This window comes from Streptomyces sp. NPDC045701, from assembly GCF_056432045.1.
The window spans coordinates 221975-246056 of the sequence record NZ_JBWKJV010000004.1 but is presented as its reverse complement, the minus strand read 5'-3'; the positions used below and the strand labels follow the sequence as shown (position 1 = coordinate 246056).

Here is a 24082-nt window from a genome sequence, read left to right as displayed (position 1 = left end):
CCCTCCCCCACCCTCCCCCCCCCCCCCCTCCTTCTCTCCACCCCCCCCCCCCCCCCCCCACCCCCCCCCCCCCCCCCCCCCCTCGCCCTCCCCCCCCCCCCCCCCCCCCCCGGGACGGTCACGCTGGGACGGACCGGCGACCTTACGCAGCCGGCTCCCCGGACCGATGGGAACACGTGACGCACATGGACAAGTCGAGGCTGATCGAAGCGACGGCGGAGAAGGCCGCGTCGGAGGAGTCCGGCCGGCCGCTGCGGACCGAGGACGTCGAGCGGGTCGTCGACGCGCTCTTCGGCACCGTGGAGCGGCCGGGCACGATCGCGGAGGCGCTGGCGGGGGGTGAATCGGTCGTGCTGGGCAGCTTCGGCGGGTTCGACCACTCCGACGGCACCGCGGCCTTCCGGCCGGGGAAGGCGCTCACGGAGTACCTGCGGGGTACGTCGGGCTGACGGCGCGGCAGGCCGTCGACGACGATCCGCCCGCGCGCACGCGTGTCCACCCGCACGGCGGGGCGCCCTGCGCCCGGGCGCGGAGACATGCGGCGGGCGCGTCAGACCTGGCGGCCGACGCGCAGGCGTGCGGCCGGCGCGCAGGGACGGCGGCCGGGTTCAGGACGCGCCGGGCGGGGCGAGGCGTCGGCGCAGCCGGTGCAGCCCGCGGCGGGCGTGGCTCTTGACGGTGCCCAGCGGCAGCCCGGTGCGGTGGGCGATCTGCGCCTGGCTCAGGTCGTCGTAGAACGCCATGCGGAGGACGACGCGCTGCGCTTCCGGCAGGAGCGCCATCTCCTCGCCCACACACACCCGGTCCACCACGTCCTCGGGCCCGGGCGCGGCGGGGGCGGCGTGCCGTTCGCGCTCCGCCCGGGCGGCGAGGCCGGCGCGGCGGGTGCGGGCGGCCAGCGCGTCGGCGATCTTGCGGCGGGTGATGCCGACGAGCCAGGCGGACAGCGGGCCCCGGTCGGGCCGGTAGCCGGCCCGACCGCGCCAAGCCGCGAAGAACACCTGCTGGGTGACGTCCTCGGCCTCGGCGGGGTCGCCGAGCGCGCGCAGCGCGAGCCCGTGGACGAGCGGGCCCCACCGGGCGTACGCGGCGGCGACCGCGTCCTCCTCGCCCCGCGCGAGCCGCTCGGCGACCTCCTCGTCCGGCGGCCCCGGACGGGCGGCGGTGACAACGGTCTTCTCCGTCATGGTGACTGCTCCTCGGCACCGGTGCGGGGCCCGGGTCGTTCCGCCTCCGGCGCCCGGAACACCGCGCTGTGGCCCACCGTGCGGAGGCAGGATCACCCGGGCAACTCGCAACGCTTGTGCATCGGACAATCGATGCGTGAACGATTCCGTGGAGCCCGGCATGACCACCGGAGCCGTGGCGCGCCCGCTGGGCGTGTCACCGGTGACACCGCGCTCGTGGGACCGGCGGTACGGCATGGGCCCGGCGGCCACCGCCGGTGGCGGCAGGCCGACATCGCGGTGCTGCGGGAGATGTGCCGGCTGACCGCGGCGGGGCTCTCCCCCCTCCCGCGCGGCGCGGCCCGCGCCGCGCGGGAACGGTACGGTCGGCGTGGGCGGCGCCCGGTGCCGCGCCGGAACGGTACGGCGCTCCCCGCGTGGGCGGCGTGCCCCCTGCCGCCGGGAACGGCTTCCATCCTCGCCGGGGCGCACGGAGCCGCCGGGGCGCGCGGGCTCAGTCCCGGGCCCGGGCCCGCCTGAACCGGGCGAGGGCCTCGGCGAGGTCCACGATCGGATCCGGGTAGTCGTGGCGGGCGCGTTGCGCGTACGGCAGCTTCCAGGGCTCGTGCACGGCCGGGCCGTCCACGCCGGCGAGTTCCGGCACCCACCGGCGTACGTAGGCGCCGTCGGGGTCGTAGCGCCTGCCCTGCGCGACCGGATTGAGGACCCGGTTGGGGCGGGAGTCCGTGCCGGTCCCCGCCACCCACTGCCAGTTGAGCTGGTTGTTGGCGATGTCCCCGTCGACCAGCACGTCCAGGAAGTGGCGGGCGCCGATGCGCCAGTCGACGTAGAGCGTCTTGGCGAGGAAGCTCGCCGTCAGGAGCCGGCCCCGGTTGTGCATCCAGCCCTCGTGGGCGAGCTGCCGCATGGCGGCGTCCACGACCGGGTAGCCCGTCAGGCCGCGCCGCCACGCCTCGATGTCGTCCGCCGCGGTCCTCTCGGTGCGCCAGTGGTCGTGTCTGGTGCGGTAGTCCCGGGCGGCGGCGGCCGGGCGGGCGGCGAGCACCTGGCGGTGGAAGTCACGCCAGCACAGTTGTCGTACGAACGCCTCGGCGCCGGGCCCGCCGTGACGCCGGGCCCGGTGGACGGTCTCGGTCGCCGAGACGGTGCCGAAGTGCAGGTGCGGCGAGAGACGTGAGGTGGCGTCACCGGCGAGGTCGTCCTGGCGCTCCTCGTAGGCGTCCACGCCGCCGCGCAGCCACTCGGCCAGGAGCCTGCGCCCTTCCGTCTCGCCGCCCGCCGCCAGCCCCGGGGAGGTGCCGCGCACGTCCGCGCGGGCGGGCAGCGGCTCGGAGAGCACCGTGTCGGGCACCGGCACCCGGCGCGGGGCGGTGAGGGGTTCGCGCAGCCGGTGCCCCGTCCAGCGTCGGTAGTAGGGGGTGAACACCGCGAAGTGGTCCGACCCGGCCGGGGTGAGCGTGCCGGGTTCCACCACCGTCACCACACCGTCGTGGACGTACAGGCGCCGGCCGTCCGCCTCCAGCGCCGCGCGCAGGCGGTCCTCCCGGCGGCGGGCGTGGCGGGTGTGCTCACCGGACATGTGGACCTCGTCCGCCCCGGACCGCGCGGCGACCGCGCAGGTCTCCCGCACCACGTCGCCGGAGCGGACGACCAGCCGCCCGCCGCGCCGGCGCAGGCCCTCGTCGAGGTCCCGCAGGCAGTCGGCGAGGAACGCCCGCCGGTTGGGCACCGCGAAGCCGGCCGCCTCGATCGCACCGTCCCGGACGAACAGCGGCACGACCTGCCGTCCGCCGCCGAGCGCGGCCCGCAGCGGCGGGTGGTCGTGCAGCCGGAGGTCGCCGGTGAACAGCACGACGGAGACGCTCACGTCGCCGCTCCGCTGCCGCGCCGGGCGGTCCGGGGCCCGGAACGGGGGCGGGCCCGCTCCTCGCCCTCCGCCGCGCGGGTGATGTTGCGGGCCATGCCCCCGAAGACGGCGGCGTGGAAGGGGGACACGCTCCACCAGTAGGCGTGGCCGAGCAGGCCGCGCGGGTGGAACAGGGCGCGCTGGCGGTAGCGGCTGCGGCCCTCGCCGGCCTCCTCGGCGTACATCTCCAGCCAGGCCAGGCCGGGCAGCCGCATCTCGGCGCGCAGCCGCAGCAGCCTGCCCCGCCGGATCTCCTCGACGCGCCAGAAGTCCAGGGAGTCGCCCACCCTGAGGCGGTGGGCGTCGCGGCGCCCGCGCCGCAGCCCCACGCCTCCGACGAGCCGGTCCAGCCAGCCGCGCACCGCCCAGGCGAGGGGGAAGGAGTACCAGCCGTTCTCGCCGCCGATGCCTTCGATGACCCGCCACAGGGCCTCGGGCGAGGCGTCGACCGTCCGTTCGCGCCGGTCGGTGTAGAGGCTGCCGCCCGCCCAGTCCGGGTCGGTCGGCAGCGGGTCGCTCGGCGCGCCGGGTACGGACGCGGAGGACCACCGGGTGGTGACCTGGGCCTCGCGGACCCGACGCAGGGCGAGGGCGAGCGCCTCGTCGCAGCCGATGGGGCGGCCGGGCGGGTCGGGGACGTGGCCGGCGATGTCGTGTTCGCGGCACACCACCTCGTACCGCAGCGACTCGGCGAGCGGCCGGGCGATGGCGGGCGGTACGGGGGTGACGAGGCCGACCCAGAGGCTCGACAGGTTCGGGGTGAGGACGGGTACCGGCAGGATGATCCGCCGGGGCAGTCCGGCGACGGCGGCGTACCGGCGCATCAGGTCGCGGTAGGTCAGGACGTCGGGGCCGCCGATGTCGAACGCGCGGTTCACCTCGGGGGGCAGGCCGGCGCTGCCGACGAGGTAGCGCAGCACGTCCCGCACGGCGATGGGCTGGATACGGGTGCGGACCCAGCTTGGGGTGATCATGACCGGGAGGCGCTCGGTGAGGTAGCGGAGCATCTCGAACGAGGCGGAGCCGGAACCGAGGACGACGGCGGCGCGCAGCACGGCGGTGGGGACGCCGGAGTCCAGCAGGATCCTGCCCACCTCGGCGCGGGAGCGCAGGTGCGGGGAGAGCGCGCGCTCGGGTACGCCGGCCGGGGTGAGGCCACCGAGGTACACGATGCGCCGCACGCCGGCGTCCCGGGCGCAGCGGCCGAAGATCCGGGCCGCAGTGCGGTCGGTCTCCTCGAAGCCGCGTCCGCTGCCGAGGGCGTGCACGAGGTAGTACGCGACATCCACGTCGCGCAGCGCGGCGCGCACCGACTCCTCGTCCGTCACGTCGCCCCGCGCCACCTCGACCCGGGCGGCCCAGGGGTGGTCGCGGAGCTTGCCGGGTGAGCGGGCCAGGCAGCGGACCCGGTGACCGGCGGTCAGCAGCTCGGGGACGAGCCGGCCACCGATGTAACCGGTGGCACCGGTGACCAGGCACAGGCCGGTGCCGTTCGGGTGGGTCATGGGGGCTCCTCGCCGGATGGTCCTGTCACGTCCACGTTCCCCCCTGACCGTCCCTTCCGCCCGGCGGGCCCGTCCGGATGCGCCCGGAAGGCGCGGCGCACCGGGGGGTGGTCCACTGCGGTTACGGCTGTCGCGGGGCCGCGTCGCGCGGCAGCCGTACCACCGGTGGTGCGCCGGGTGCATCCGGAGGGCGCACCGGTGGCGAAGAGCTGGGGACGGTGCCGTCGACGCGTGAGGGGATGCCGGATGAGGACCGTACCGGGGCGTACGGACCACGTGGTGGTCGTCGGTGCGGGACTGGCGGGGCTGGCGGCGGCCCTGCACCTGCTCGGAGCGGGGCGCCGGGTCACGGTCGTGGAGCGCTGCCCGGTGCCGGGCGGGCGGGCAGGGCTGGAGACGCGGGGCGGGTACCGCATGGACACCGGTCCGACCGTGCTGACGATGCCGGACCTGGTGGAGGAGGCGTTCGCGGCCGTCGGTGCCCGTATGGCCGACCGGCTCGACCTGGTACCGCTGCACCCGGCCTACCGGGCGCGGTTCGCCGACGGGGCCACGCTGGACGTGCACACCGGCGCGGACGCGATGGCAGCGGAGGTGGAACGGTTCGCCGGCAGCCGGGAGGCGCTGGGGTACCGGCGGCTGCGGGAGTGGCTGGAGCGGTTGTACCGGGCGCAGATGCGCCGGTTCATCGACGTCAACTTCGACTCGCCGCTCCAACTGTTCGGCGCGGACCTGGCGCGGCTCGCGGCGCTGGGCGGCTTCGGGCGGCTGGAGGGCCGGATCGGCCGGTTCCTGTCGGACGAGCGACTGCGCCGGGTGTTCTCCTTCCAGGCGCTGTACGCCGGTGTGCCGCCGGCGCGAGCGCTGGCCGCGTACGCCGTGATCGCCTACATGGACACGGTGGCCGGGGTCTACTTCCCCCGGGGCGGTATGCACGCCCTGCCCCGCGCCCTGGCGGACGCGGCGGCCGAGGCCGGCGGGGTGTTCCGGTACGGCGAGACGGCCACCCGCCTGGAGCGTTCCGGCGACCGGGTCACCGCCGTGGTCACCGACCGGGGCCGGGTGCCGTGCGACGCGGTGGTCCTCACCGCCGACCTGCCCGTCGCGTACCGGCTGCTGGGACGCCGCCCGCGCCGGCCGGTGCGGCTGCGCCACTCCCCCTCCGCGGTGGTCCTGCACCTGGGTACGGACCGCGCCTGGCCGGAACTGGGGCATCACACCCTGTCGTTCGGGTCGGCCTGGGCCCGCACGTTCGGGGAGATCACCCGTGAGGGGAGGCTGATGTCGGACCCGTCCCTGCTCATCACCCGCCCCACGGCCACCGACCCGTCCCTGGCGCCGGCGGGCCGGCACCTGCACTACGTGCTCGCCCCCTGCCCCAACACCGACATCGGCCCCGGCGCCCGCGAGTGGCGCGACCTCGGCCCCCGCTACCGCACGGAGCTCCTCGCCGAGCTGGAGCGGCGGGGACTGTCCGGCCTGGCCGGCTCCGTGGAGGAGGAACTGCTGGTCACCCCGGCCGACTGGACCGGCTGGGGGCACGCGGCGGGCACGCCGTTCTCCGCCGCGCACACCTTCGCCCAGACCGGCCCCTTCCGGCCGCGCAACCTCGTGCGGGGCACCGACAACGCGGTGCTCGCCGGGTGCGGCACCACGCCGGGCGTGGGGGTGCCCACGGTACTGCTGTCGGGGAAGCTCGCCGCGGCCCGCGTCACCGGTGTGCGGACCGCGAAGGGGGTCGCCGTATGACGGTCCGTGAACTGGACGCGGCGGGGATCACCGACCCGGCGCTGCGCGTCGCCTACACCCGGTCGCGGCACCTGAACGCGCGGCACGGCAGGACGTACTTCCTGGCCACCCGGCTGCTGCCGCCCGCCCGCCGCCCGGCCGTGCACGCGCTCTACGGCTTCGCGCGGCGGGCCGACGACATCGTCGACGACCTGGGTGACACGGCCTCCCCGGCCGAACGGGCCGCCGCCCTGCGGGCGCTGGAGGAACGGCTGGACGCGGCGCTGGCCGGGGCACCCGTACGGGAGCCGGTGGTGCGGGCGCTCGCGCACACGGCCGCCGCGTACGCCATCGAACCGACACTCTTCCGGGACTTCCTGGGGTCCATGCGCGCGGACCTGGAGGTGACCGAGTACGCGACGTACGGCGACCTGCGCGCCTACATGCACGGGTCGGCGGCCGTCATCGGGCTCCAGATGCTGCCGGTGCTCGGCACCGTCGTGCCCCGTGAGGAGGCCGCGCCGCACGCCGCCGCGCTGGGCGTGGCGTTCCAGCTGACCAACTTCGTGCGCGACGTCGGCGAGGACCTCGACCGGGGCCGTGTCTACCTTCCGGCCGACCTGCTCGCCGCGCACGGCGCGCACCGGGACCTGCTGGTGTGGAGCCGGCGCACCGGGCGCCGCGACCGGCGGATCGTCTCGGCGCTGGCGGCCGCCGCGGCGCTCACCCGTGACGTGTACCGGGAGGCCGCGCCGGGGCTGGGCATGCTCGACCCGGTGGCCCGGCCGTGCGTCCGGTCGGCGTTCGTGCTGTACGGCGAAATCCTGGACGCGGTCCGGCGGGACGGCTGGTCCTCGGTGCAGCGGCGCTCGGCGGTGCCCCGGCGCCGGCGGGCGGTGGTGGCCGCCACGGGGGTGGCGCGGGTGACGGCCGCCAGGCTCGGCGCGGCCATGCGCGGGGAGTCGGCATGAGCCCGGGGAGCCCGGGGAGGCCGGGTACGGGCCGGTTCCCGCTCGCGCTGCGGAAGTCGCCCGTCGCCTGGGAGCGGCAGCGGCCCACCTGGCGCGAGGCGCGCCCCGGGCTCATCGCCGACGCGCTGAAGCGGGCGGTGGCGCGGCCGTCCGGCAACTGGTACGTGCTGTGCGCCGCCCGGGACCTGCCGGCGGACCGGCCGCGGGGGCTCACGGTTGCCGGGGAGGAGGTGGTGGTCTGGCGGGGCGCGGACGGCCGGGTGCACGCGGGTCCGGGGGCGTGCCCGCACCTCGGGGCGCCGCTGGCCCGGAGCCGGGTGCGGTGCGGGACGCTGGTGTGCCACTGGCACGGGCTGGCCCTGGACGGCGGCCCGTTCGCCGGGTGGGAGCCCTTCCCGGCGTACGACGACGGGGTGCTGGTGTGGGCGCGGCTGGACCGGTGCGGTGGCGAGGAGCCGACGGAGCGGCCCCCGGTGCCGGTCCGTCCCGACCCCGCCCGGGCGGTCGCGGCGGTCTGGTCGGGCGTGGGGCGGTGCGAACCGGAGGACGTCGTCGCGAACCGGCTCGACCCGTGGCACGGCGCGTGGTTCCACCCGTACTCGTTCGTCGATCTGACCGTGCTGGACGCCGACGGGGCGGAGGACTGCTTCCGGGTCGACGTCTCGTTCCGGGTGGCGGGCCGGGTGGTGGTGCCGGTCAGGGCGCGGTTCACGGCGCCGGCCCCGCGGACCGTCGTGATGGAGATCGAGGAGGGCGAGGGGCGCGGCTCGGTCGTCGAGACGCACGCCACGCCGCTCGGCGCCGACGCGTCGGGGCACCCCCGGACCGCCGTGGTGGAAGCGGTGGTCGCGGCCTCCGACCGGCCGGGCTTCGCCGTGGCGCGGGCCGCCGCGCCCCTGGTGCGGCCGCTGATGAGGGTGGCGGCGGGCCGGCTGTGGCGGGACGACCTGGCGTACGCCGAGAGGCGGTGGGAGCTGCGGTCGGCCGGGCGGTTCCCGGGCTGAGCGGGACGGTTGCCGGGGCGGTCCGGCGGCCCCGGGACGGCTGCCGGGGCCGCTCCGGTCAGTCGGCCGCCAGTCGGGCCAGTGCCCTGAGCGGGGCCGACCTGCCGCGCGGGGGAACCGTCCAGAGCGTCTGCCCGCGCACGCCCCACCGCTCCAGCAGCGCGTTGGCGGCCAGGAACCCGCTGGTGGCGGCCCGTTCCATCAGGGCCACCGGCAGGTCGGTACGCACCAGGTCACCCGCCACCATCACCGCCGGGTCGGGCGTCCGCACGGTGGGGCGGTCCTGGTAGCCGCCGACGGGGAAGTGGGGGCAGTCGGCCCGCCATTCGTGCCGCTCGTCCAGGACCAGGGCGTCCCGGATCTCCGGGTACAGGGAGCGCAGCCGGGTCAGCATGCCTTCCTGGAAGGTGGGCCGGTGGATGCCGGGAGCGGTGGCGTAGGCGTGCAGCTCCACGACGCTGCCACCGGTGCGGGACGCCCACCGCGCCGCCTCGCCCTCCCAGCGCTCCAGGACGCTGACGTTGTCCAGGCCGTCGTACCCGCTGGTGGCCAGGAAGCCGGGGCGGTGCCGGTCGACCGGGTGGTCGAGCCAGTGCCGGGACACGAGGAACGGCGGTGCCGTGCGCAGCCGGCGGATCCGGGTGCGCCAGGCCCGGTCGCCCAGCCGGGGCGACTGTGCGACGACGCGGCGCAGGCCGGCCGTGTCGAGTGCGAGGACCACGGCGTCGTGGTGGTCGGTGCGGCCCGCCGCCGCGACGGTGAACCCGCCGTTCGGGCCGGGTTCCACCGAGTCGACCGGCCGGCCCTCGAGCAGGCGGACACCGTGTCCCGTGAGGTAGTTCCCGAGGGGTTCCCACAGCGCCTGGGGGAAGGGCTCGTCGGGGACGTCGAAGAGCAGGCCCTCGCTGGAGCCCAGGAAGTAGATGTGGAACATCAGCGCCAGTTCGGCCGCCGACAGGGCGCGCGGGTGGACGAAGAAGCTGCGCGAGAACACCTCGAAGGCCAGGTGGTGCGCCGCCTCCGGGAAGCGGATGCGCTCCAGGAGGTCGAGAGCGCTGATGCCGTCGAGCCGCCGGTACACGTCCGGTACGCGGACGTCGAACAGGGGCAGCGCGGCCCGCGCGTCCATTCCCGCCAGGTCCGCGGCCCGGAAGCTCGGGCTGAGCGCCGCGAAGGCGAGGGCGTTCCACGGCGGGGTGCGCGGGATGCGGGCGAAGCTGTCGCGCAGGCCGCCGCTGTGCCACAGCGGGTAGTCGGGCAGTGCGCGCAGCCGGTCGAGCCCGGGATCGGCCCGGCGCAGCAGTCCGCGCAGGTTGTAGTACTGGCGGAAGAAGGCGTGGAAGCCGCGGCTCATGGTCGCGGCGGAGCCGTCGGACAGGGTCACCGGCCGGCCGGCGAGCCGCCCGCCGAGCTGCTGTTCGCGTTCGTACAGGGTGACGCGTACGCCGCGTTCGGCGAGTCCGGTCGCGGCGGCGAGGCCGGCGATGCCGCCGCCGATGACCGCCGTTCGGGGCGGGTCGCCGGTGACGCGCGGCAGGCCGGGGCCCGGCGCCACGATCCGGGCCCTGCGGTCACGGCCCCGCCGGGGCGCCCCCGCGGCGCGGAGGCCGGGGACGCGGCGCGGGGCGGCGGGGTGCGGGTCGGGGCCGGGGTGTTGTCCGGGCGCGGGAGTGGGGTGCGGTCCCGGAGTGCGCCGCGGTGTGTACGTGCCGTCCGGGGTGTACGGGGTGCCGGGGGTGTACAGGGCCTCCGGGGCGTCGTCGTGCGGCGCTGTCATGGGCGGTTCCCTTCTCGGCGGTCGGCCGGCGCGTGGCCGCGGGCCAGGACGGGGAGTTCGGCGACCGTACGCAGCATGGGCAGCACGGGGGTGCGCAGCCCGATGCCGAGCTCTTCGAGCAGGTGGGTCCCGCCGTCGAGGAAGCGCAGCAGGCGTTCGGTCGGCACGGTGCGGAAGAGTCCGGTGAAGAAGGCCGGTCCGTCGATGCGGCCGGTGTCGAGCGCGCGCAGCACCACGGCGTCCATGGCCATGGCCCTGCGCGGGTAGGCGGCGGGCGGCAGGGGGAGGCGTCCCTCCCGCAGCGCGCCGGCGACGGCGCGGGTCTGGCGTTGCAGGCCGGAGAACGTGTACCCGGTGGAGGGCCGGGTGGCGCCGCCCGCGGCTCCGATGCGGAAGACCGAGTGTCCCGCGCGGCGCGCGTGCCGTCCGTCGCTCATCGGGATCACGCCCTGCTCGCCGCCGGTCACGTCGTAACGCCCGATGCCGAGTACGTCGTCGAGGTAGTGGCGCAGCGCGCGGTCGTATCCGGCGGTGGAGAGGGGCGCCGCCGAGAACCCGGTGTATTCGACGAGCGCCCGGTGGGTGCCGAGCGGCAGGACGTATCCGAAGGCGAGCCCGTGGCGGGGCTGCGGGACGCGGAAGTCCATCAGCTCCACGGTCGTGGGGTCGAACACCGGCCGTTCGGTGCGCAGGAACCAGCCCCGGAAGTGCTGGAGGAGCAGGGTGCGCGCCGGTGGTGGACGCCGCGGACGGCGCGAGTCGAAGACCCAGCGGGCGCGGACCCGGAGGCGACGGCCGCCGGGGGTGACGCCGAGCACCTCGGCGCCGCCGGGCCGGTCCCGGACGGCCCGGACGGCGGCCTCCACGCGGGTGACGGGGCCGACGCGTTCGTGGACGCCCCGGGCGAAGGCGTCCGAGCGCAGCATCTTGTAGCGCAACGGGCTCGGGCTGCCGGTGAAGGCCGTGCCGTCCGGGCCGCGCACCCGCAGCCGGTCCCAGCACCGGACCAGCAGGTCGTCCCAGTCGCCGCCGGGTTCCTCCCAGAAGCACCAGGTGCGTTCGGGCGGCCGGAGGGGCCCGGCCGGGGCGTCGATGAGCACGACACCGGCCGGTCCGGGCCCTGCCGGCAGCCGGCCGCCCGGTCCCGGCGCGCACAGGTGGTGGACCAGGGACAGTCCCGCGGCGCCCCCTCCCACGACCGCCACCTCGGTGTCCAGCACCAGGGGCGTGTCGCGTCGGTCGTGTGTCCCGGGCACGGGCGGCTCCTTCTCCTGCTGCGGCTGCCTCTCCCGTTCGGTGGGAGGACCGCGGTCGGATGCGCGTGTGCCCCGATCGGACGGATCGCGCGTCACCCCGCGTCAGCCCGGGCGCCGCCCGGCCGTCCGGATCGCCGCGCTAGACGTCCAGGGTGGCGAACGGGGCGCGGTGTTCCGTGCCGTCCGGGAGACGCCAGGGCGCGGTGACACAGGTGCGCGCCGGGTCGGGAGCGGAGGGCTCGAGCACGCGGACCAGGGTGAGGGTCAACGGGCCGGACGCCGTGGGGACGGTGACGGCGGTGCCCTCCGGTCCGTCGGTGACGGTGCTCGGGCCGGCCGGTGCCGGGAGCGGGCGCTCGGCACCGTGGCGGGTGACGGACCCGTCGGGTGTGTCGGTCTCGCTCTGCGCCTGCGGCTGTGCCCGGCCGCCGAGGAGCGCGAGGAGCTGGGCGACCAGCACCGGGTCGCCGGCGCCGTCGTAGATCCAGCGCTTGCCCAGCACCCCGTGCTCGGACGTGCCGACGAGCGCGGACCCGCCGTCACCCCGGGCCTCGTCGAGCGGGGCGCCCCGGTAGGCGAGCGGGACGTGGTACGTGACCGGCCGGTCGCCGGACTCGTCGGTGACCACCATGAACTCCATGCCGACCTCGCCCTCGGGGTCGTCGAGCCGGAAGCCACCCGCCACGGACAGGGCCGGCGCGCCGCCCGTGGGGACGTACCAGGGGCGCGTGGGCAGCCAGGACGTGAGCAGTTCGAGCTTGCCCGGGGTCATCGTGGTCCGGTGAACGACAGCCATGCCTTCGTGGTCCTCCCGTGTCGTGTGCCCGTCGGTATGTACGAACACCATCCGTCCGCCACGCTACTTGGTTCACTTCCGTCTCGTGCGGGGGTTCTTGGCTGGCGGGTGCGCGCCAGACGCTCTGGGAAGCGGGCCGGTCCCGTGGCACGATGGACGGACGAACAGTGCCGACGGTCGGCACTCGTCCCTGGGGCAGTGATGAACGTCTGGCTCCGCTTCCGCCTCATCGGTGTCGCGCTCGTGACCGGTTCGTCGCTGCTGGCGTGCAGCGGCACGGACGGGCGCCAGGACACGCCCGCGACGTCGCAGGCCGCGCCGAGACCGTCCTCGTCGGCGCAGCCGGCGCCCACACCGACGCCGGCCCATACCTCCGGCGGGGAGCCGTCGTCGTCGGGGGCCGCCGCGGCCACGCCGGCCCCCGACACGTCCACCGGCCCGAGGCCCGACGGCGCGCCGGTCACCGGCCTGGGGAGCCTGCAGCCCATCTGGCCCTTCACCACGCTCGGCCAGGCGCAGGCGTGGCAGCGTGAGCACCGTGCGGGCGGCCGGCAGCCGTGGCACCTGGACGCGGAGCAGACCGCACTGTCGTTCACGCGCGGCTACCTGGGCTTCGCGGACATCGACCGCGTCACCTCGCGGTCGATCGGCGCGACACGGGCCCGCGTCGGCGTGGGCCTGAGCGGTTCCGAGGACTCGGGCAGCGCGGCGGTCGTCCACCTCGCGCGGTACGGCACCGGCCGCGACGCGCCCTGGGTGGTGGTGGGCACCGACGACACCGCGTTCACCCTGACCCGGCCCGGGTACGGATCGGTGGTCCGCTCCCCCATGACCGTCGGCGGGCGGATCAGCGGCGTGGACGAGAGCGTCCGGGTGCAGGTGCGCCAGCCGTCGTCCGAGGCGCCGCTGGGCGAGTCGTGCTGCACTCCCGCGGGCGGTTCCGGGCAGCCGTGGTCGTCCACCGTCACCTTCAAGGGCGCGAAGGACGCGGTCCTCACGGTGGTGGCCATGACCGGTGGTCACATCGCCGAGGTGGAGCGGTTCACGGTCACGGCCGTACGTACCGGCTGAAACCGGGGCGGGACAGGTCCGCCGTCCCGGCACGGGACGGCCGTACAGCTTGTGCACCGCCGTGCGGGTGGGGCGGCCGAGGGGCGTGGGTGTCAGTGGCGCTGGCTACCGTGTGGGCCATGATCAACGCTGATGACGTCCGCCGGATCGCGCTCTCCCTTCCCGAGACGGTGGAGAAGGAGGCCTGGAGCATGCCCACCTTCCGGGTGGCCGGGAAGATGTACGTCACGATCCCCGACGACCGGACGTCCTTCGCCGTGCGCTGCCCGAAGCTGGAGCGCACGGAGCTGATCGCCGCCGAGCCGGAGAAGTTCTGGGTGCCGCCGCACGAGGCGAGTTCGGCGTGGGTGCGGGTACGGCTCGCCGCGCTGGAGGACCTGGAGGAACTGCACGACATCCTCGTCGACTCCTGGAGACAGGCGGCGCCCGACCGCCTCGCCGAACAGCACCCGGACCTGCGCCCGGGCGCGGGCGGGCCCCGGTGAGCGGCGCAACCGACGTCGCCGGCACGGGCCGGACCTTCCGCCCCGTCGGCCGGCGGGACACGCGCCACCGGTCGCGGCGCGCCGGACGGCACCGCCGCACGCGCCGGGCCGGCGTCACCCGGCCTCTGCCAGGCGGCGGACCAGCGGCTCCGCCGAAGCGCCCCCGGGCATGTCGCTGACCTGACCGTCGCCCACCTCCACCACCCGCCACTCGCCGTCCTCCCTCAGAGCGAGGTCGGTCGTGACGAAGCGGCAGCCCAGCGCGGCGACCAGCGGCTGGACGAAGGCGGGGTCCGGTCCGGGCCGCAGGCCGGGACTGTCGGGGTGCGCCGTGAGGAGGACCGGGTCGCCGTCCACCCACCACAGGCGCGCCTCACCGAGGGCGGTGCGGAAGTCCTCGAACGCACGGATCACCACGCCGCCGACGAGGGCGTCGCCCCGCAGTTCCATGAAGCGGGCGACGACGGAGGCCAGGCGCCCGGTGTCCGTCAGATCGGGTACGAAGCAGGCCTCGTCCCACTCGTGCTTGTGGGACTTCACATGGTCCTTGACGATCCCCGGTCCGCCGCCGAGGGGTTGCACCGCCCTGGTCAGAGCCGACCGGGCCGGGGGTGCGAGGGGCGAGGCGGGGAACCATACGCTGCGCGGCGTGGCCGGGGCGAACACCTCGTACCAGCCGGGCAGTTCATGGGCGCGCCGGTAGTGCTCGGGCGTGGTGAGCAGGGTCACCCCGCGTGCGGCCAGGGCTTGGTGGAGCGCGCCGTACTGCCCGGCGGTGAGCATCCAGCCCCGGTACCAGGCCGCTCCCGCCCCCTCCGGGACCCGCGCCACGGCGGCGGTGGTCTCGCCGGCCGCCAGGGCGTCATGGTCGATCAGTGCGACGCGGTGCCCCAGGTCACGGGCCGTCCGTGCCTGGTCCGCGAAGTGCCGGTCGGTGCGGTGCGGCCGCAGCGGATCCGCGCAGAAGATGAACGTCGCCCCCATGCCCGGCACCCTATCCGCGCCGGGCCGCGGAGACCCGCGCCGGGCCGCACGGTGCCCGTTGTCAGTGCCGGATGTGAAGCTGGCCGGTATGGACGACAGCATCCTCCGGCGCCGGGTCTACGGCGCCGATCACGACGACCCGGATCCCGGCCCCCGTCCCGGCCGGGCCTACGGCGAACTGGTGGGCGGCCCTCTCGACGGACTCCTCCTCGACGTCACGGGCTGGAGCACGGCCCGGCTCGCCGAAGAGGCCCGGCTGCCCACGGAGATCGGGCGGTACGGCGCCGGCGGCCGTGCGCACTACCGGCGCCGTGCGACCGACCCCGCCCGCTGGGACTGGACGGGTGACAGCCCATGAGCACCGTCCGGCGCCCGGGCGCCGGTCGAGGCGGCCGGCGGGCTCAGGACAGGCGGCCGACGACCTGCCGTACGCGCGCGGCCACCTCGTCGGGCAGCGGGGCGTAGTCGATCCGGGAGAGGTCCTTCTGGCCCTCCGCGCTCGCCGTGTAGGTCAGGAAGGACTTCAGGGCGGGCAGCACCTCGGCCTGGTTGCCGGTGTCGCAGACGATCTCGTACGTGACGAGGACGATCGGGTACGCGCCGCTCGCCTTCGTGCCGTAGTCGAAGGCCAGCGCCAGGTCATGGCCCTCGCCCGTCACCCGGGCCGTGGCGATGCCCGCCGAGGCGGTCTCGGCGGAGACGGCGACCGGTTCCGGCGCGCCCGTGTCGAGCCTCACCGTCGGGAGGCGTTTCGCCTTGGCGAAGGACAGCTCGAAGTAGCCGATGGCGCCGTCGGTGATCTGCACCCTGGAGGCGACGCCGTGGGAGCCGGCCGCCGACTGACCGCCCTTGGCCTGCCATGCCTTGTCCTTCGGGTACGGCCAGTGCTCGGGTGCGGCGCCGGCGAGGTAGGCGGTGAGGTTCTGGGTGGTGCCGGACTCGTCGGAGCGGTGGACGGGGGTGATGGGCATGGCGGGGAACTCGGTGCCGGGGTTGAGGCGCCGGATCTCGGGCGCGTTCCACATGGTGATCTCGGAGTCGAAGATTCTCGCGAGGGTGGGCGCGTCCAGGACGACGTCCCGCACCCCGGAGAGGTTGTAGCCGATGGCGATGGGCCCGCCGACCATGGGCAGGTCGATGGCCCGGCCGCCCCGGCACACCTCGCGGGAACGCTCCACCTCATCGGCCTTCAGCGGGCTGTCGGTCCCTCCTATCACGGTCGCCCCGCGCAGGAACTGGGCGACGCCGCCGCCCGAACCGATGGGCACGTAACGGATCTCGACCGACGGACAGGCCTCCTGGTACCGGCGCATCCAGTGCTTCATCGCGTTCTGCTGCGCGCTGGAACCGGACGCGGCCAGCCGGCCCTGCCGCGCGCACCCGATGCTGCTGGTGCGCGTGGGGCCGGTGCCGTCGTCGATGACGGCGGTGGTGGTGCCGCAGGCGGACAGCAGCAGGGCACCCCCTGCGACCGCCGCCGCCACGCCGGTTCCCACCAGACATCCGCGATGTGCCCGTCGACGCTGCATCTGTCGTTCCTCTCCTCGGGCGGGAACCTCGATGCTCGTCCACCCGGACGGTCGGGCGGTGACGGGTCGGCGAACGGACGCTGTCGTTCGGGCGACGTGCCGGTCGCCGCCGGCGTCACCGCCGGGCCGCCGCCTCCGTCCAGGCACGGGCGAACAATTCGTGCAGGGGCAGGGGCGGCAAGAGGCGGGAGAAGGGGCCCTGGATGCCCCCGCCCTCCGTCGTGGCGCCGTACGCGGCCGGCTTCGCCGCCTCCAACGGGAGGTGCGGAGCGGCGAGTTCGGTCCAGGGGCCGGGTATGAACGCCGTCCGGCCCGCGCGGGAGCGCTTGCCGGTCTCGACGGCGCCGACGGCAGCCAGCTCGGCCTGCGCCTTCTTGTGACGGGCCGGTGCCCAGCCGTTCCACCGCCGTACGTTCTGGTCCGTCGGCCGGGCCAGGGCCAGGAGTTGGAGGTACAGAGCGGCGGCGTCCGGTCCCACGCCGAGGACATCGGACACCTCGGCGGTCAGGCCGGGCACGCTGTGGCGCGGGTTCGCCTCGTACGCGCCCGCCGGCACCGGGGTCCGCCCGGCGCGCCGGACCATCCGGGCCAGTCCGCCGTCTACGTCGTACAGCACCTCGATCCGGCGGGCGGCCCGGTCCGCCCAGGTGCCCTCGCGGCGGCCGGCCAGCCCGGAGGGGCGGAGGAAGACCTCCTGGCCGGGTACGGCGACGACGACACAGCCGTCGTCGTAGGCCACGGACGGGTTGTCGCGCCCGTACGCGGACCAGGTGCACGGGAGTACCGGACCTCCGTACGGCGCGAACGCCGGGTCGTCCGGTGCGGTGCGGGCCGCCTCGGCGCACCGGCCGGCCGGAACGAGCATGCCCGGGTCGGTGAGCGTGCGGAGCACCTCGGCGTGGAGCGCGGGGACGTGGGCGAGGGCCGGGTCGCCGACGGGGCGCTCGGTGAGGATCCAGGCCAGGACGGTGGCGGGCCGGGTGAAGGGAAGGTCGGAGGACCGGACGAAGTCGCCGGGGCTGCCGTCGTCCTGGACGTGGTGGAGGCTCAGGCCGCCGGTGCTGCCTCCGGCGAGGACGAAGCGCGGGGCCCTGCGGTGCGGCTCGGGTACGGTGCCGGTCCCCTCGCCGCCGCCGGCGGGGGCGGAGAGGCGCCGGGCCCAGGCGATGCCGAGCCCGAGGTCGGCTTCCAGGGCGACGGCCAGGTCCTCGTCTGCGTAGGGGAGGCGGCCGACCAGCCGGTTCCACTCGTCGGCCATCCGCTCGGCGGCCCGGACCGTTCCTCCGTGCGCCCACAGGTCGGCCGGGTCGTCGGGGATGCCGGCGGCGAGGACCGCCGCGGTGCCGGAGGGGCCGATGGTGTGGGGCAGTCCCTCGTACACGGACACGACGTCCTTGTCCGCCTTGTACGGCGCCGAGCGCGGCAGCTTCTTCCGCTCCTCGTAGCCCATGGGGCGCGGCAGCCCGGCCAGGACCAGGGTCGCGAGGGAGCGCCGGACCCCGGAGCGGCGGCAGAAGGCGAGGACGGCTTCCGGGTCCACCGGCAGCGGTCCGTGCTCCGCGAGGAGGTCGAGGAAGCGGGTCAGCCGGGAGGCGTCGTCGCGGGCCACCGTGACGGTGACGGTGTGGGGCGCGGACGCCCGGTCGGGGTTGGTCACCTCCTCGGCGGTGATCGTTCCGGCCGGGGCGGGGGCGTCGGCCGGCTGGACGAAGCGTACGGTGCCGGCCCAGTTGAGCGGCCCGGAGACGGCGGCCCGCAGGTGCCGGGCGTCGGGCACGCCGGGCTGACCCGGGGCGGCGGGAAGGGGCCCGGGGGTGGTGAAGGAGGCGGCGGGGGCCCGGCCGGTACGCCAGGTGCTGCCGCGTACGGCGAAGGGCTGGCGGGCCCAGGTGTCCAGCAGGGCGGTCAGCGCGGCCCGTTCCCGGTCGCCGGTGGGGGTCACGGCCGCCCGCCAGGCCGCGGCGTCGATGTGCCCGAGGAGGGCGCTCCAGTCGTAGGGCGGCGTGGGCGGGGCGAGCCGGCGGGTCTCGTCGTCGAGCGCGTCCCGCAGGAAGGCGCCGTCCGCTGCGACGGAGGTGAGGGTGGCCGGGTGGGGCTGGGGGTCGCGCTGGTCGCTGTGGGCGCGGGACTCCGGCAGGAGGCCCCACAGCGCCGGTACCAGCTCGGTGTCGGGCACCGGGGCGGGCAGGTGGACGGCTGGCCCGGAGCGCATGATGCCGACCCGTCGGGACAGCTCCTCGCGGCGGCGCAGCACGTCGGCCGCCAGCCGGGCGGCCGACCGGACACCGGCCGCGATCCTGGCGTCGGCCACGCCGGGCGGGACCTGCTCGGGGTCGGCGAGAAGGGCGCGCGCGTCCTCGTCGGTCATCGCGCGCAGGGCGGCGGAGGAGGCGGGGGCGCGGGGCGCCAGGAAGTGCCAGAAGGCGGGCGGCGGGAAGGGGGCGCCGGCGTGGCCGCGGCGGGTGGCCCTGTGGCGGGGGACGTTGGGGGCGGGGAAGCCGTGCACTTCCCAGAGCAGCGAGCCGTCGTGGGAGGCGTGGCAGCGGATGCTCGCCTCCTCGGCGAGGACGCCGTCCTCGCCGCCCTCCGGCATACGGACGATGCCCCAGGGTTCCTGTCCCTGTTCCGAGACCCGGCAGGTGGCGGTGCGTCCGTCGATGCCCTGGAGGACGAACTCGGTGGGGGCGGGGGTGCGGTGGTCCGTGCGGTGGAAGACCCGGCAGCCGGTCAGGTGGCCCGCCTGCCCCAGCGGGGAGGCGGGGGCGCCGGGCGGGAGCGGTGCCAGGGTGGAGGCCCGGGCGAACAGGGCGGTGCCCGGCGGTGTTGCGCCGGACGTGTGGAACGCCGGGAGCGTGGTGTCCCGGGTACGGGCGCCGGTGGCCGGGTCGAGTCGGGCCCACCCCTCCGCGTAGGTGTCGGAGCTCCACATCCGGTGCCCGTCGGACATCTGGAGGTCGAGCCCGCCGATGCCCTCGCGGCCCCCGGGGCGCAGGACGCGCTCCCCGTCGTGGCGCCCGTCACCGCCTGCGGTCGCGAAGTGGAAGCCGAGGCCGCCCTTGATCGAGCCGCCGAACGGGATGATGCCGAGGACGTTCTCGGGCGCGAAGACGTGCTCGGGCCGGTCGGTCCAGAAGGCGTGCTCGGCGTACCCGGCCCCCGTGGTGGTCCAGCCGACGAGGAAGTGCCCGCCGGCGAAGTGCGCGGAGTGCGTGGTGGCGTCGTCCGGGACGGTGAAGGCGCGGTCGGCACGTCGGCCGGCGTGGTCGACGGCGACCGCCCGGGTGCGGCTGTACACGGTCAGCACGGGCCAGGTGCAGGTGACGCCCGTGACCTCGTCGCCGGACCGCGCGAAGTCGGCGAGCACGTCGTCGAGGGCCGGCCAGCCCAGCTCGTCCGGCAGCCCGGCGCGCAGCGTGCGGGCCAGCGGGCCCACCAGGTCCAGTGCGGCCAGGGCCTCCTCGATGCCGTCCAGCGCGGTCGCGGTGGGCCGGTCGAGCAGGGTCGCCAGTTCGGCCACGGCCTCGTCGGCGGCGCCGAGCCCGCCGCCGCGCAGCGCGTCGAGCAGCCGGTCGACCCGGCGGTGCACCTCGGCGGCGATGCCCGAGTTCGCGGGGAGCCGGGTGATCGCCGTACCGGCCGCGCGGGAACCGGAGAAGTGCCCGCGCAGCAGCTCCTCGTGGACGGTGCCTTCGAGACGCGGCCCGAAGACCGGGTCCTCGGCCAGGGCCTTCAGGTCGCGGCGCGACCGGTCGCCCCAGAACCGCAGGCCCACGCGCCCGCCCGGGTCCTCCACGGGGATGCCCTCGGCGAGACAGGCGTCGAGCAGGTCCGCGTCGAGCCCGGTGTAGTGCCACTTGGTCCTGTGCATGCGCACGGGGTCCCCGGCCGCGCGCAGCCGTGGGGCGAGCAGCGTGACCAGCTCGAACAATTCCGGCGGCATCGGCTGGTGCACGATCCCGCCGCCCGACGGGCGGAAGGCGTAGTCGCCGGCGTACCGGCCCAGCCATGCGGCGTGTCCGCCTTCGGGGACGATCCGGCCGGCCGCCAGCGCCTCGGCCGCGCCCGAGCGGATCAGCAGCCGCAGCCAGGGGCCGGCGTCGCTCCTGGAGGTGGGGAAGAGGTCGACGAGGGCGGCGTTCACCTCGTCGTTCCGCGGGTGTTCGGCCAGTACGGCGGCAGCCGCGTCCAGGAGGGAGTCCGGCAGGGCCTTTCCGCGTGCCCGGGAAAGGACCGCGCCCAGGACCCGTGCCTCCTCGTCGGTGCCCAGCGCCGCCGACCGGGCCGAGGCCCGCACCCGGCGCGCCAAATCGGCCGGGAGGTCGCCGGGGGACGCGGCCCACACGGTCAGCAGCCGGACGTACTCCTCATGGGCCTCTTTCGGCGGGAAACCGGCCGCGAGCCACCGCTGATACGCCGTCAGCTCCGTGGCGGGCAGGGCGCCCGCGCGGGCGAACAGCAGGGTGTTGGCCCGGTGGAAGTCCGGGTCGACCGCCAGGGCGTGCTCCCGCTCGGCCTTCCTGGCCTCCCCGTAGGCCCGGGCCGCGTGGCGCGGCGCACGGAGCGCGGCGGTGAGCCGGTGGCCCACGGTGTCCCAGAACCACGGCAGATGGGCCGGCGGCAGCTGTCGGGCGCGTATCGCGACGCCGTCCAGGAATCGCCCGGGCTTCTCCCGGGCCATGGGAAGGCCCTTGCCCACGGCGTCGAGCGACTCCCGCGCGGCGGGCGCGGCTGCGGGGTCCCGGGCCAGGACCCAGTCGACGTACAGCGTGGAGGAGAGGGGCGTCGTGGGCAGCGCGACAATCATGCAAGGCATCCTGGCACGGGCCACTGACACCGCCGGGTGCCGATCCGCCGGGGCGGCGGGCACCCGCTCGGAGCCGGGCACTGCGGCCCCGAGTGACGGTCCTCGCACGGGCGGTGCGGCCGACGCCCGACGTACGGGCGGTGGGACGGCTGCGGACGCTGGCGGTGCGGCGCGCCGGGCGTGCCGGTGCGGTCAGGGCGCGCGGATCAGGGGCGGCTCGCCCCAGGGGGCCGTCAGGGCCGCCCGCAGGCCGGTGACGGCGTCCTGGCCGATGCGCCGCGCCAGTTGCTCCTCGAGGACCTCCAGCGTGGCCAGGGCGCGGCGGTGGACGCGGGCGCCCTCGGCGGTGGTGCGGATCAGGCGGCTGCGGGCGGAGCCGGGGTCGGGAACCTGCTCCAGCAGGCCCATTCCGATGAGGCCGTGGACGGCCTGGTGCACGGTCTGGCGGGTGACGCCGATCCGGCGGGCCAGTTCCGAGATGGTGGTGCCCTCGTCGTCCAGGGTGGCGAACACCGCGCCCTGGGCGGCGGTCACCGGCTGTTCGCCCGCCGCCCGCATGCTCTCCTGCAACGCCTCGTCGAACCAGCGTTTGGCCTCGATCAGCAGCTGGGGCAGGTTCCGTGCGGGGGTGGTCATGGCTCCTCGGATGGCGGGGGGCTCCGAGCATAGCCGCGCCGTCGGTCGGCCGTCAGCGCGTCGACGACGGCGGAGGCGACGCGGCCGGCCCGTTCGGACGTCCAGGAGTCCGGGTCCTCGACGGTGGAGGCGGGAGGCCCGGCCGCGTGGCCCGGACGTGTACCGCCACTACGCCTGGCCGCCGCCCCGGGCGCCACCGGCCTGCGGGGGGTGGTCGCCGGCCGGTGCGATCCGCTTCTCGAACCAGTGGTCGGCGTACGGCTCGTCGTTGAAGGCCGGGACCTCCTGGAAGCCGTACGCGTGGTAGAGGCGGATCGCCGCTTCGAGGGCCTTGTTGGTGTCCAGGCGAAGGACGCGGGAGCCGTGCCGCGCCGCCCGCGTCTCCAGCTCGGCCAGGAACCGGCGGCCGAGACCGAGACCGCGGGCCCGCGGCGCGACCCACATGCGTTTCACCTCCGCCGGGGCGTCGGCAGGGAGCTTCAGTCCGGCGCAGCCGACGGGCTCGCCGTGCAGCCGGGCGACCAGGAACACCCCTCGCGGCGGCCGGAGCCCGCCCGCGTCGGGCAGCAGGCTCCGCGCGGGGTCGAACCCCGTGTCGAAGCGCTCCGCCAGCTCGGTGAAGTACGCCCGCAGGCACCGCTGGGCGTCGGGGTCGTCCGGATCGACGTCGTCCAGCGTGACGGTCGCGGCGGTGAGCAGCCGGTCGACCTCGGCCATGGCGGCGACCAGCCGGGCACGCAGTCCGTCGTTGAGCGGCGCCAGGAGGGCGCCGGCCAGCTCGTCGCTGCGCCCGTCCAGTACGGCACGCTCCGCACGGCCGGCGGCGGTGAGCCGGACGGTGCGCCTACGCCGGTCCTGAACGTGCGGTTCGACCGTCACCAGCCCGTCGGCCTCCAGCGAGCGCAGCAGTCGGCTGACGTAGCCGGAGTCGAGCCCGAGCCGCTCGCGCAGCCGCCGTACGTCCTGCCCGTGTTCCCCGATCTCCCAGAGGAACCGGGCCTCGCCGACGGGCCGGTCGCGGCCCAGGAAGTGGTCGTGGAGCACCCCCACCCGCTCGGTGACCGTGCGGGTGAACCGTCGCACCTGTTCGATCTGCGTCGCGTCCATTGTCTGACCTTAGTCAGAAGAATCGTCACGGGCCATACCCCCGGCCCGATCCGGCCGGTTCCGTTCGCGCGGCGGCCGCTGGGCCGTCCTGGTGCGCCTCCGTCCTCACCGACCACGAGCCGCCGCGCAGCCGGCGGCAGGGGTGGGGAGCGGTGGCCTTTCACGTCGGTGCTCCAGCGGTGACCGGCCCCGCGGTCGCACTCGTGAATGCTCGTGGATCCCGCCGGGGAACGATCTCACCGGGATGCCACCACGTCTTCTCCTCGCCCATGACTTCTGTGTACGACGCCGCTCCGCGACCTGACGCCGACGGTCATATCCGGTCCTGACCCGACAGGACGGTGTCACTATCCGCTAGGGGGCGAGCATCTTCGAACCTTTTGTGATCACGCGTTAATGTCCCCGCGCTCCGAGGCGTCCAAGGGTGACGGCGCACACCGCGCCGCGCTCTCTCACGGAAGATCGGGAGCCCTTGCATGACGTCGTCCCTGGACTGGGTCGGATGGGTCACGGCCGCGCTGGGCGCGGCGCAGGCACTGGACGCCGTGCGGCGCCTGCGCCGGAGGCGGCCGGCCCGGCGCACGCCGGGTGCGGGTATCGGCGCGGCCCGCGGAGCGGCACAGCGGCCGTGCGGGTGCCGCGTCCCCCGGGTGGTGCGGTACGAGGCGGCCGACGGCAGCGCGCTGACCGTCTGGACGGTGCGGCCCGCCCCGGACGGGGGCCGCGAGGAGAGCGGCCTGTGGTGAACGACGTACCGCCCGGCGAGCCACTCGGGCTGCCGGGGAACCTCGGCCGGCGCCTGCTGGAGATCTATCCGGCGTACATCGAGCAGGCTCCGTACGCCCTGCGCCGGACCTTCCGCATCTCGCTGGTCCAGGGCCAGGACGTGGCACAGGAGGCGTTCCTGCGGGTCGCCCGCGCGTGCGTCACGGGGCGGGTCGTGCCCGGCGAGCGCCTGATGGCCTACCTGCTCGGGGCGGCGCACAACCTGGCCGTCAGCACGTTCCGCCGGGAGCGGTCGGTGCTGGTGGCGGACGCCGTGCTGACCCGCCTGCAGGAGCGGCGGTCGCCCGCGCCGGCCGGGGACCTGCGGGTGCTCCAGGAGTTGGTGGTGCCCGCCATCGAGGAGATGGCGCCGGGTTCACGCAGGCGGATCGTCGAACTGCAGGCCCGGGGGCTGGAGGACGGGGAGATCGCCGAGGTGCTCGGTATATCGCTGGAGAACCTGCGGGTCCAGCGGCACAAGGCGGTCGTCGAGCTGCGGCGCAGGCTCGGACGGCATTGCCGCCCTCAGCGGCGGACGGACACGGCGGTGCACGGAAAGGGAATCAGGTGA

General features: G+C 75.9%; 21 protein-coding genes. 10 read left to right on the top strand and 11 right to left on the bottom strand.

From position 1 onward, the window contains the following. Positions 1–185: 185 nt before the first annotated feature. On the top strand, positions 186–449 hold the full coding sequence (locus tag AC07DW_RS07110; RefSeq protein WP_478856594.1) for an HU family DNA-binding protein: 264 nt from the start codon (positions 186–188) through the stop codon (positions 447–449). 159 nt (positions 450–608) lie between these two features. Here AC07DW_RS07110 and AC07DW_RS07105 read toward each other — a convergent pair whose 3' ends face one another. Next, positions 609–1187, bottom strand: a complete 579-nt coding sequence (locus AC07DW_RS07105; RefSeq protein WP_478856593.1) for a sigma-70 family RNA polymerase sigma factor — start codon at positions 1185–1187, stop codon at positions 609–611. A gap of 136 nt (positions 1188–1323) precedes the next feature. On the opposite strand from AC07DW_RS07105, the gene AC07DW_RS07100 reads away from it, so the two are divergent. After that, positions 1324–1491, top strand: coding sequence for a MerR family transcriptional regulator (locus AC07DW_RS07100; RefSeq protein ID WP_478856592.1), 168 nt, complete (start codon positions 1324–1326; stop codon positions 1489–1491). A 189-nt stretch (positions 1492–1680) separates the two neighbouring features. Here the strand turns inward: AC07DW_RS07100 and AC07DW_RS07095 are convergent, their stop codons facing one another. Continuing rightward, positions 1681–3054, bottom strand: a complete 1374-nt coding sequence (locus tag AC07DW_RS07095; protein ID WP_478856591.1) for a cryptochrome/photolyase family protein — start codon at positions 3052–3054, stop codon at positions 1681–1683. Beyond that, positions 3051–4598, bottom strand: a complete 1548-nt coding sequence (locus tag AC07DW_RS07090) for an SDR family oxidoreductase (protein ID WP_478856590.1) — start codon at positions 4596–4598, stop codon at positions 3051–3053. The genes AC07DW_RS07095 and AC07DW_RS07090 overlap by 4 nt, the downstream gene beginning before the upstream one ends. 246 nt (positions 4599–4844) lie before the next feature. Here AC07DW_RS07090 and crtI point away from each other — a divergent pair, with 246 nt between their 5' ends. The 3 genes from crtI to AC07DW_RS07075 are packed head-to-tail and all read left to right on the top strand — an operon-like array spanning position 4845 to position 8301. Further along, on the top strand, positions 4845–6347 hold the full coding sequence (gene crtI / locus AC07DW_RS07085) for a phytoene desaturase family protein (protein ID WP_478856589.1): 1503 nt from the start codon (positions 4845–4847) through the stop codon (positions 6345–6347). Next, a complete protein-coding gene (locus tag AC07DW_RS07080; RefSeq protein WP_478856588.1) occupies positions 6344–7297 on the top strand; it encodes a phytoene/squalene synthase family protein in 954 nt (317 codons plus the stop codon). Before crtI ends, AC07DW_RS07080 begins: the two co-directional genes overlap by 4 nt. Next, a complete protein-coding gene (locus tag AC07DW_RS07075; protein ID WP_478856587.1) occupies positions 7294–8301 on the top strand; it encodes a Rieske (2Fe-2S) protein in 1008 nt (335 codons plus the stop codon). Before AC07DW_RS07080 ends, AC07DW_RS07075 begins: the two co-directional genes overlap by 4 nt. 58 nt (positions 8302–8359) lie before the next feature. Here AC07DW_RS07075 and AC07DW_RS07070 read toward each other — a convergent pair whose 3' ends face one another. The 3 genes from AC07DW_RS07070 to AC07DW_RS07060 form a co-directional block, all read right to left on the bottom strand. Next, positions 8360–10078 carry an FAD-dependent oxidoreductase gene (locus AC07DW_RS07070; RefSeq protein ID WP_478856586.1) on the bottom strand — a complete coding sequence of 573 codons (1719 nt, stop codon included), beginning with the start codon at positions 10076–10078 and terminating at the stop codon, positions 8360–8362. Beyond that, the gene (locus AC07DW_RS07065) at positions 10075–11298 is read right to left on the bottom strand and encodes a lycopene cyclase family protein (RefSeq protein WP_478856722.1); all 1224 of its coding nucleotides are present in this window, start codon (positions 11296–11298) and stop codon (positions 10075–10077) included. The genes AC07DW_RS07070 and AC07DW_RS07065 overlap by 4 nt, the downstream gene beginning before the upstream one ends. Positions 11299–11473: 175 nt before the next feature. Beyond that, positions 11474–12130, bottom strand: a complete 657-nt coding sequence (locus AC07DW_RS07060; protein WP_478856585.1) for a maltokinase N-terminal cap-like domain-containing protein — start codon at positions 12128–12130, stop codon at positions 11474–11476. Positions 12131–12331: 201 nt separating this feature from the next. On the opposite strand from AC07DW_RS07060, the gene AC07DW_RS07055 reads away from it, so the two are divergent. Continuing rightward, positions 12332–13201 (top strand): hypothetical protein, encoded by an 870-nt coding sequence (locus AC07DW_RS07055; RefSeq protein ID WP_478856584.1) that lies wholly within the window; start codon positions 12332–12334, stop codon positions 13199–13201. A gap of 119 nt (positions 13202–13320) precedes the next feature. Next, positions 13321–13686, top strand: coding sequence for an MmcQ/YjbR family DNA-binding protein (locus AC07DW_RS07050; protein WP_478856583.1), 366 nt, complete (start codon positions 13321–13323; stop codon positions 13684–13686). A 114-nt stretch (positions 13687–13800) separates the two neighbouring features. On the opposite strand, the gene AC07DW_RS07045 is transcribed toward AC07DW_RS07050, so the two are convergent. Further along, positions 13801–14670 (bottom strand): ATP-grasp domain-containing protein, encoded by an 870-nt coding sequence (locus AC07DW_RS07045; protein ID WP_478856582.1) that lies wholly within the window; start codon positions 14668–14670, stop codon positions 13801–13803. A gap of 88 nt (positions 14671–14758) precedes the next feature. Between AC07DW_RS07045 and AC07DW_RS07040 the strand changes: the two genes are divergently transcribed. Next, complete coding sequence (locus AC07DW_RS07040; RefSeq protein WP_478856581.1) at positions 14759–15028, top strand: hypothetical protein; 270 nt, start codon at positions 14759–14761, stop codon at positions 15026–15028. A 43-nt stretch (positions 15029–15071) separates the two neighbouring features. On the opposite strand, the gene pstS is transcribed toward AC07DW_RS07040, so the two are convergent. The 4 genes from pstS to AC07DW_RS07020 form a co-directional block, all read right to left on the bottom strand. Beyond that, positions 15072–16199: a phosphate ABC transporter substrate-binding protein PstS gene (gene pstS / locus AC07DW_RS07035; RefSeq protein WP_478856580.1), complete on the bottom strand. Its 1128-nt coding sequence runs from the start codon at positions 16197–16199 to the stop codon at positions 15072–15074. A 115-nt stretch (positions 16200–16314) separates the two neighbouring features. Further along, positions 16315–21003, bottom strand: a complete 4689-nt coding sequence (locus AC07DW_RS07030; RefSeq protein WP_478856579.1) for a hypothetical protein — start codon at positions 21001–21003, stop codon at positions 16315–16317. Positions 21004–21195: 192 nt separating this feature from the next. Continuing rightward, positions 21196–21639, bottom strand: coding sequence for a MarR family winged helix-turn-helix transcriptional regulator (locus AC07DW_RS07025; protein ID WP_478856578.1), 444 nt, complete (start codon positions 21637–21639; stop codon positions 21196–21198). 168 nt (positions 21640–21807) lie between these two features. Beyond that, positions 21808–22746 (bottom strand): GNAT family N-acetyltransferase, encoded by a 939-nt coding sequence (locus AC07DW_RS07020; protein WP_478856577.1) that lies wholly within the window; start codon positions 22744–22746, stop codon positions 21808–21810. A 476-nt stretch (positions 22747–23222) separates the two neighbouring features. Here AC07DW_RS07020 and AC07DW_RS07015 point away from each other — a divergent pair, with 476 nt between their 5' ends. Further along, positions 23223–23492: a hypothetical protein gene (locus AC07DW_RS07015; RefSeq protein WP_478856576.1), complete on the top strand. Its 270-nt coding sequence runs from the start codon at positions 23223–23225 to the stop codon at positions 23490–23492. Next, on the top strand, positions 23489–24082 hold the full coding sequence (locus AC07DW_RS07010) for an RNA polymerase sigma factor (protein WP_478856575.1): 594 nt from the start codon (positions 23489–23491) through the stop codon (positions 24080–24082). The genes AC07DW_RS07015 and AC07DW_RS07010 overlap by 4 nt, the downstream gene beginning before the upstream one ends.

Bases quoted from the DNA above. Each gene is read 5' to 3' on its own strand.
- AC07DW_RS07020 (WP_478856577.1), bottom strand. From the start codon at position 22,746: ATGGACGCGACGCAGATCGAACAGGTGCGACGGTTCACCCGCACGGTC.
- crtI (WP_478856589.1), top strand. From the start codon at position 4,845: ATGAGGACCGTACCGGGGCGTACGGACCACGTGGTGGTCGTCGGTGCG.
- AC07DW_RS07075 (WP_478856587.1), top strand. From the start codon at position 7,294: ATGAGCCCGGGGAGCCCGGGGAGGCCGGGTACGGGCCGGTTCCCGCTC.
- AC07DW_RS07055 (WP_478856584.1), top strand. From the start codon at position 12,332: ATGAACGTCTGGCTCCGCTTCCGCCTCATCGGTGTCGCGCTCGTGACC.
- pstS (WP_478856580.1), bottom strand. From the start codon at position 16,199: ATGCAGCGTCGACGGGCACATCGCGGATGTCTGGTGGGAACCGGCGTG.
- AC07DW_RS07110 (WP_478856594.1), top strand. From the start codon at position 186: ATGGACAAGTCGAGGCTGATCGAAGCGACGGCGGAGAAGGCCGCGTCG.
- AC07DW_RS07050 (WP_478856583.1), top strand. From the start codon at position 13,321: ATGATCAACGCTGATGACGTCCGCCGGATCGCGCTCTCCCTTCCCGAG.
- AC07DW_RS07025 (WP_478856578.1), bottom strand. From the start codon at position 21,639: ATGACCACCCCCGCACGGAACCTGCCCCAGCTGCTGATCGAGGCCAAA.
- AC07DW_RS07030 (WP_478856579.1), bottom strand. From the start codon at position 21,003: ATGATTGTCGCGCTGCCCACGACGCCCCTCTCCTCCACGCTGTACGTC.
- AC07DW_RS07080 (WP_478856588.1), top strand. From the start codon at position 6,344: ATGACGGTCCGTGAACTGGACGCGGCGGGGATCACCGACCCGGCGCTG.
- AC07DW_RS07090 (WP_478856590.1), bottom strand. From the start codon at position 4,598: ATGACCCACCCGAACGGCACCGGCCTGTGCCTGGTCACCGGTGCCACC.
- AC07DW_RS07105 (WP_478856593.1), bottom strand. From the start codon at position 1,187: ATGACGGAGAAGACCGTTGTCACCGCCGCCCGTCCGGGGCCGCCGGAC.
- AC07DW_RS07015 (WP_478856576.1), top strand. From the start codon at position 23,223: ATGACGTCGTCCCTGGACTGGGTCGGATGGGTCACGGCCGCGCTGGGC.
- AC07DW_RS07045 (WP_478856582.1), bottom strand. From the start codon at position 14,670: ATGGGGGCGACGTTCATCTTCTGCGCGGATCCGCTGCGGCCGCACCGC.
- AC07DW_RS07070 (WP_478856586.1), bottom strand. From the start codon at position 10,078: ATGACAGCGCCGCACGACGACGCCCCGGAGGCCCTGTACACCCCCGGC.
- AC07DW_RS07040 (WP_478856581.1), top strand. From the start codon at position 14,759: ATGGACGACAGCATCCTCCGGCGCCGGGTCTACGGCGCCGATCACGAC.
- AC07DW_RS07060 (WP_478856585.1), bottom strand. From the start codon at position 12,130: ATGGCTGTCGTTCACCGGACCACGATGACCCCGGGCAAGCTCGAACTG.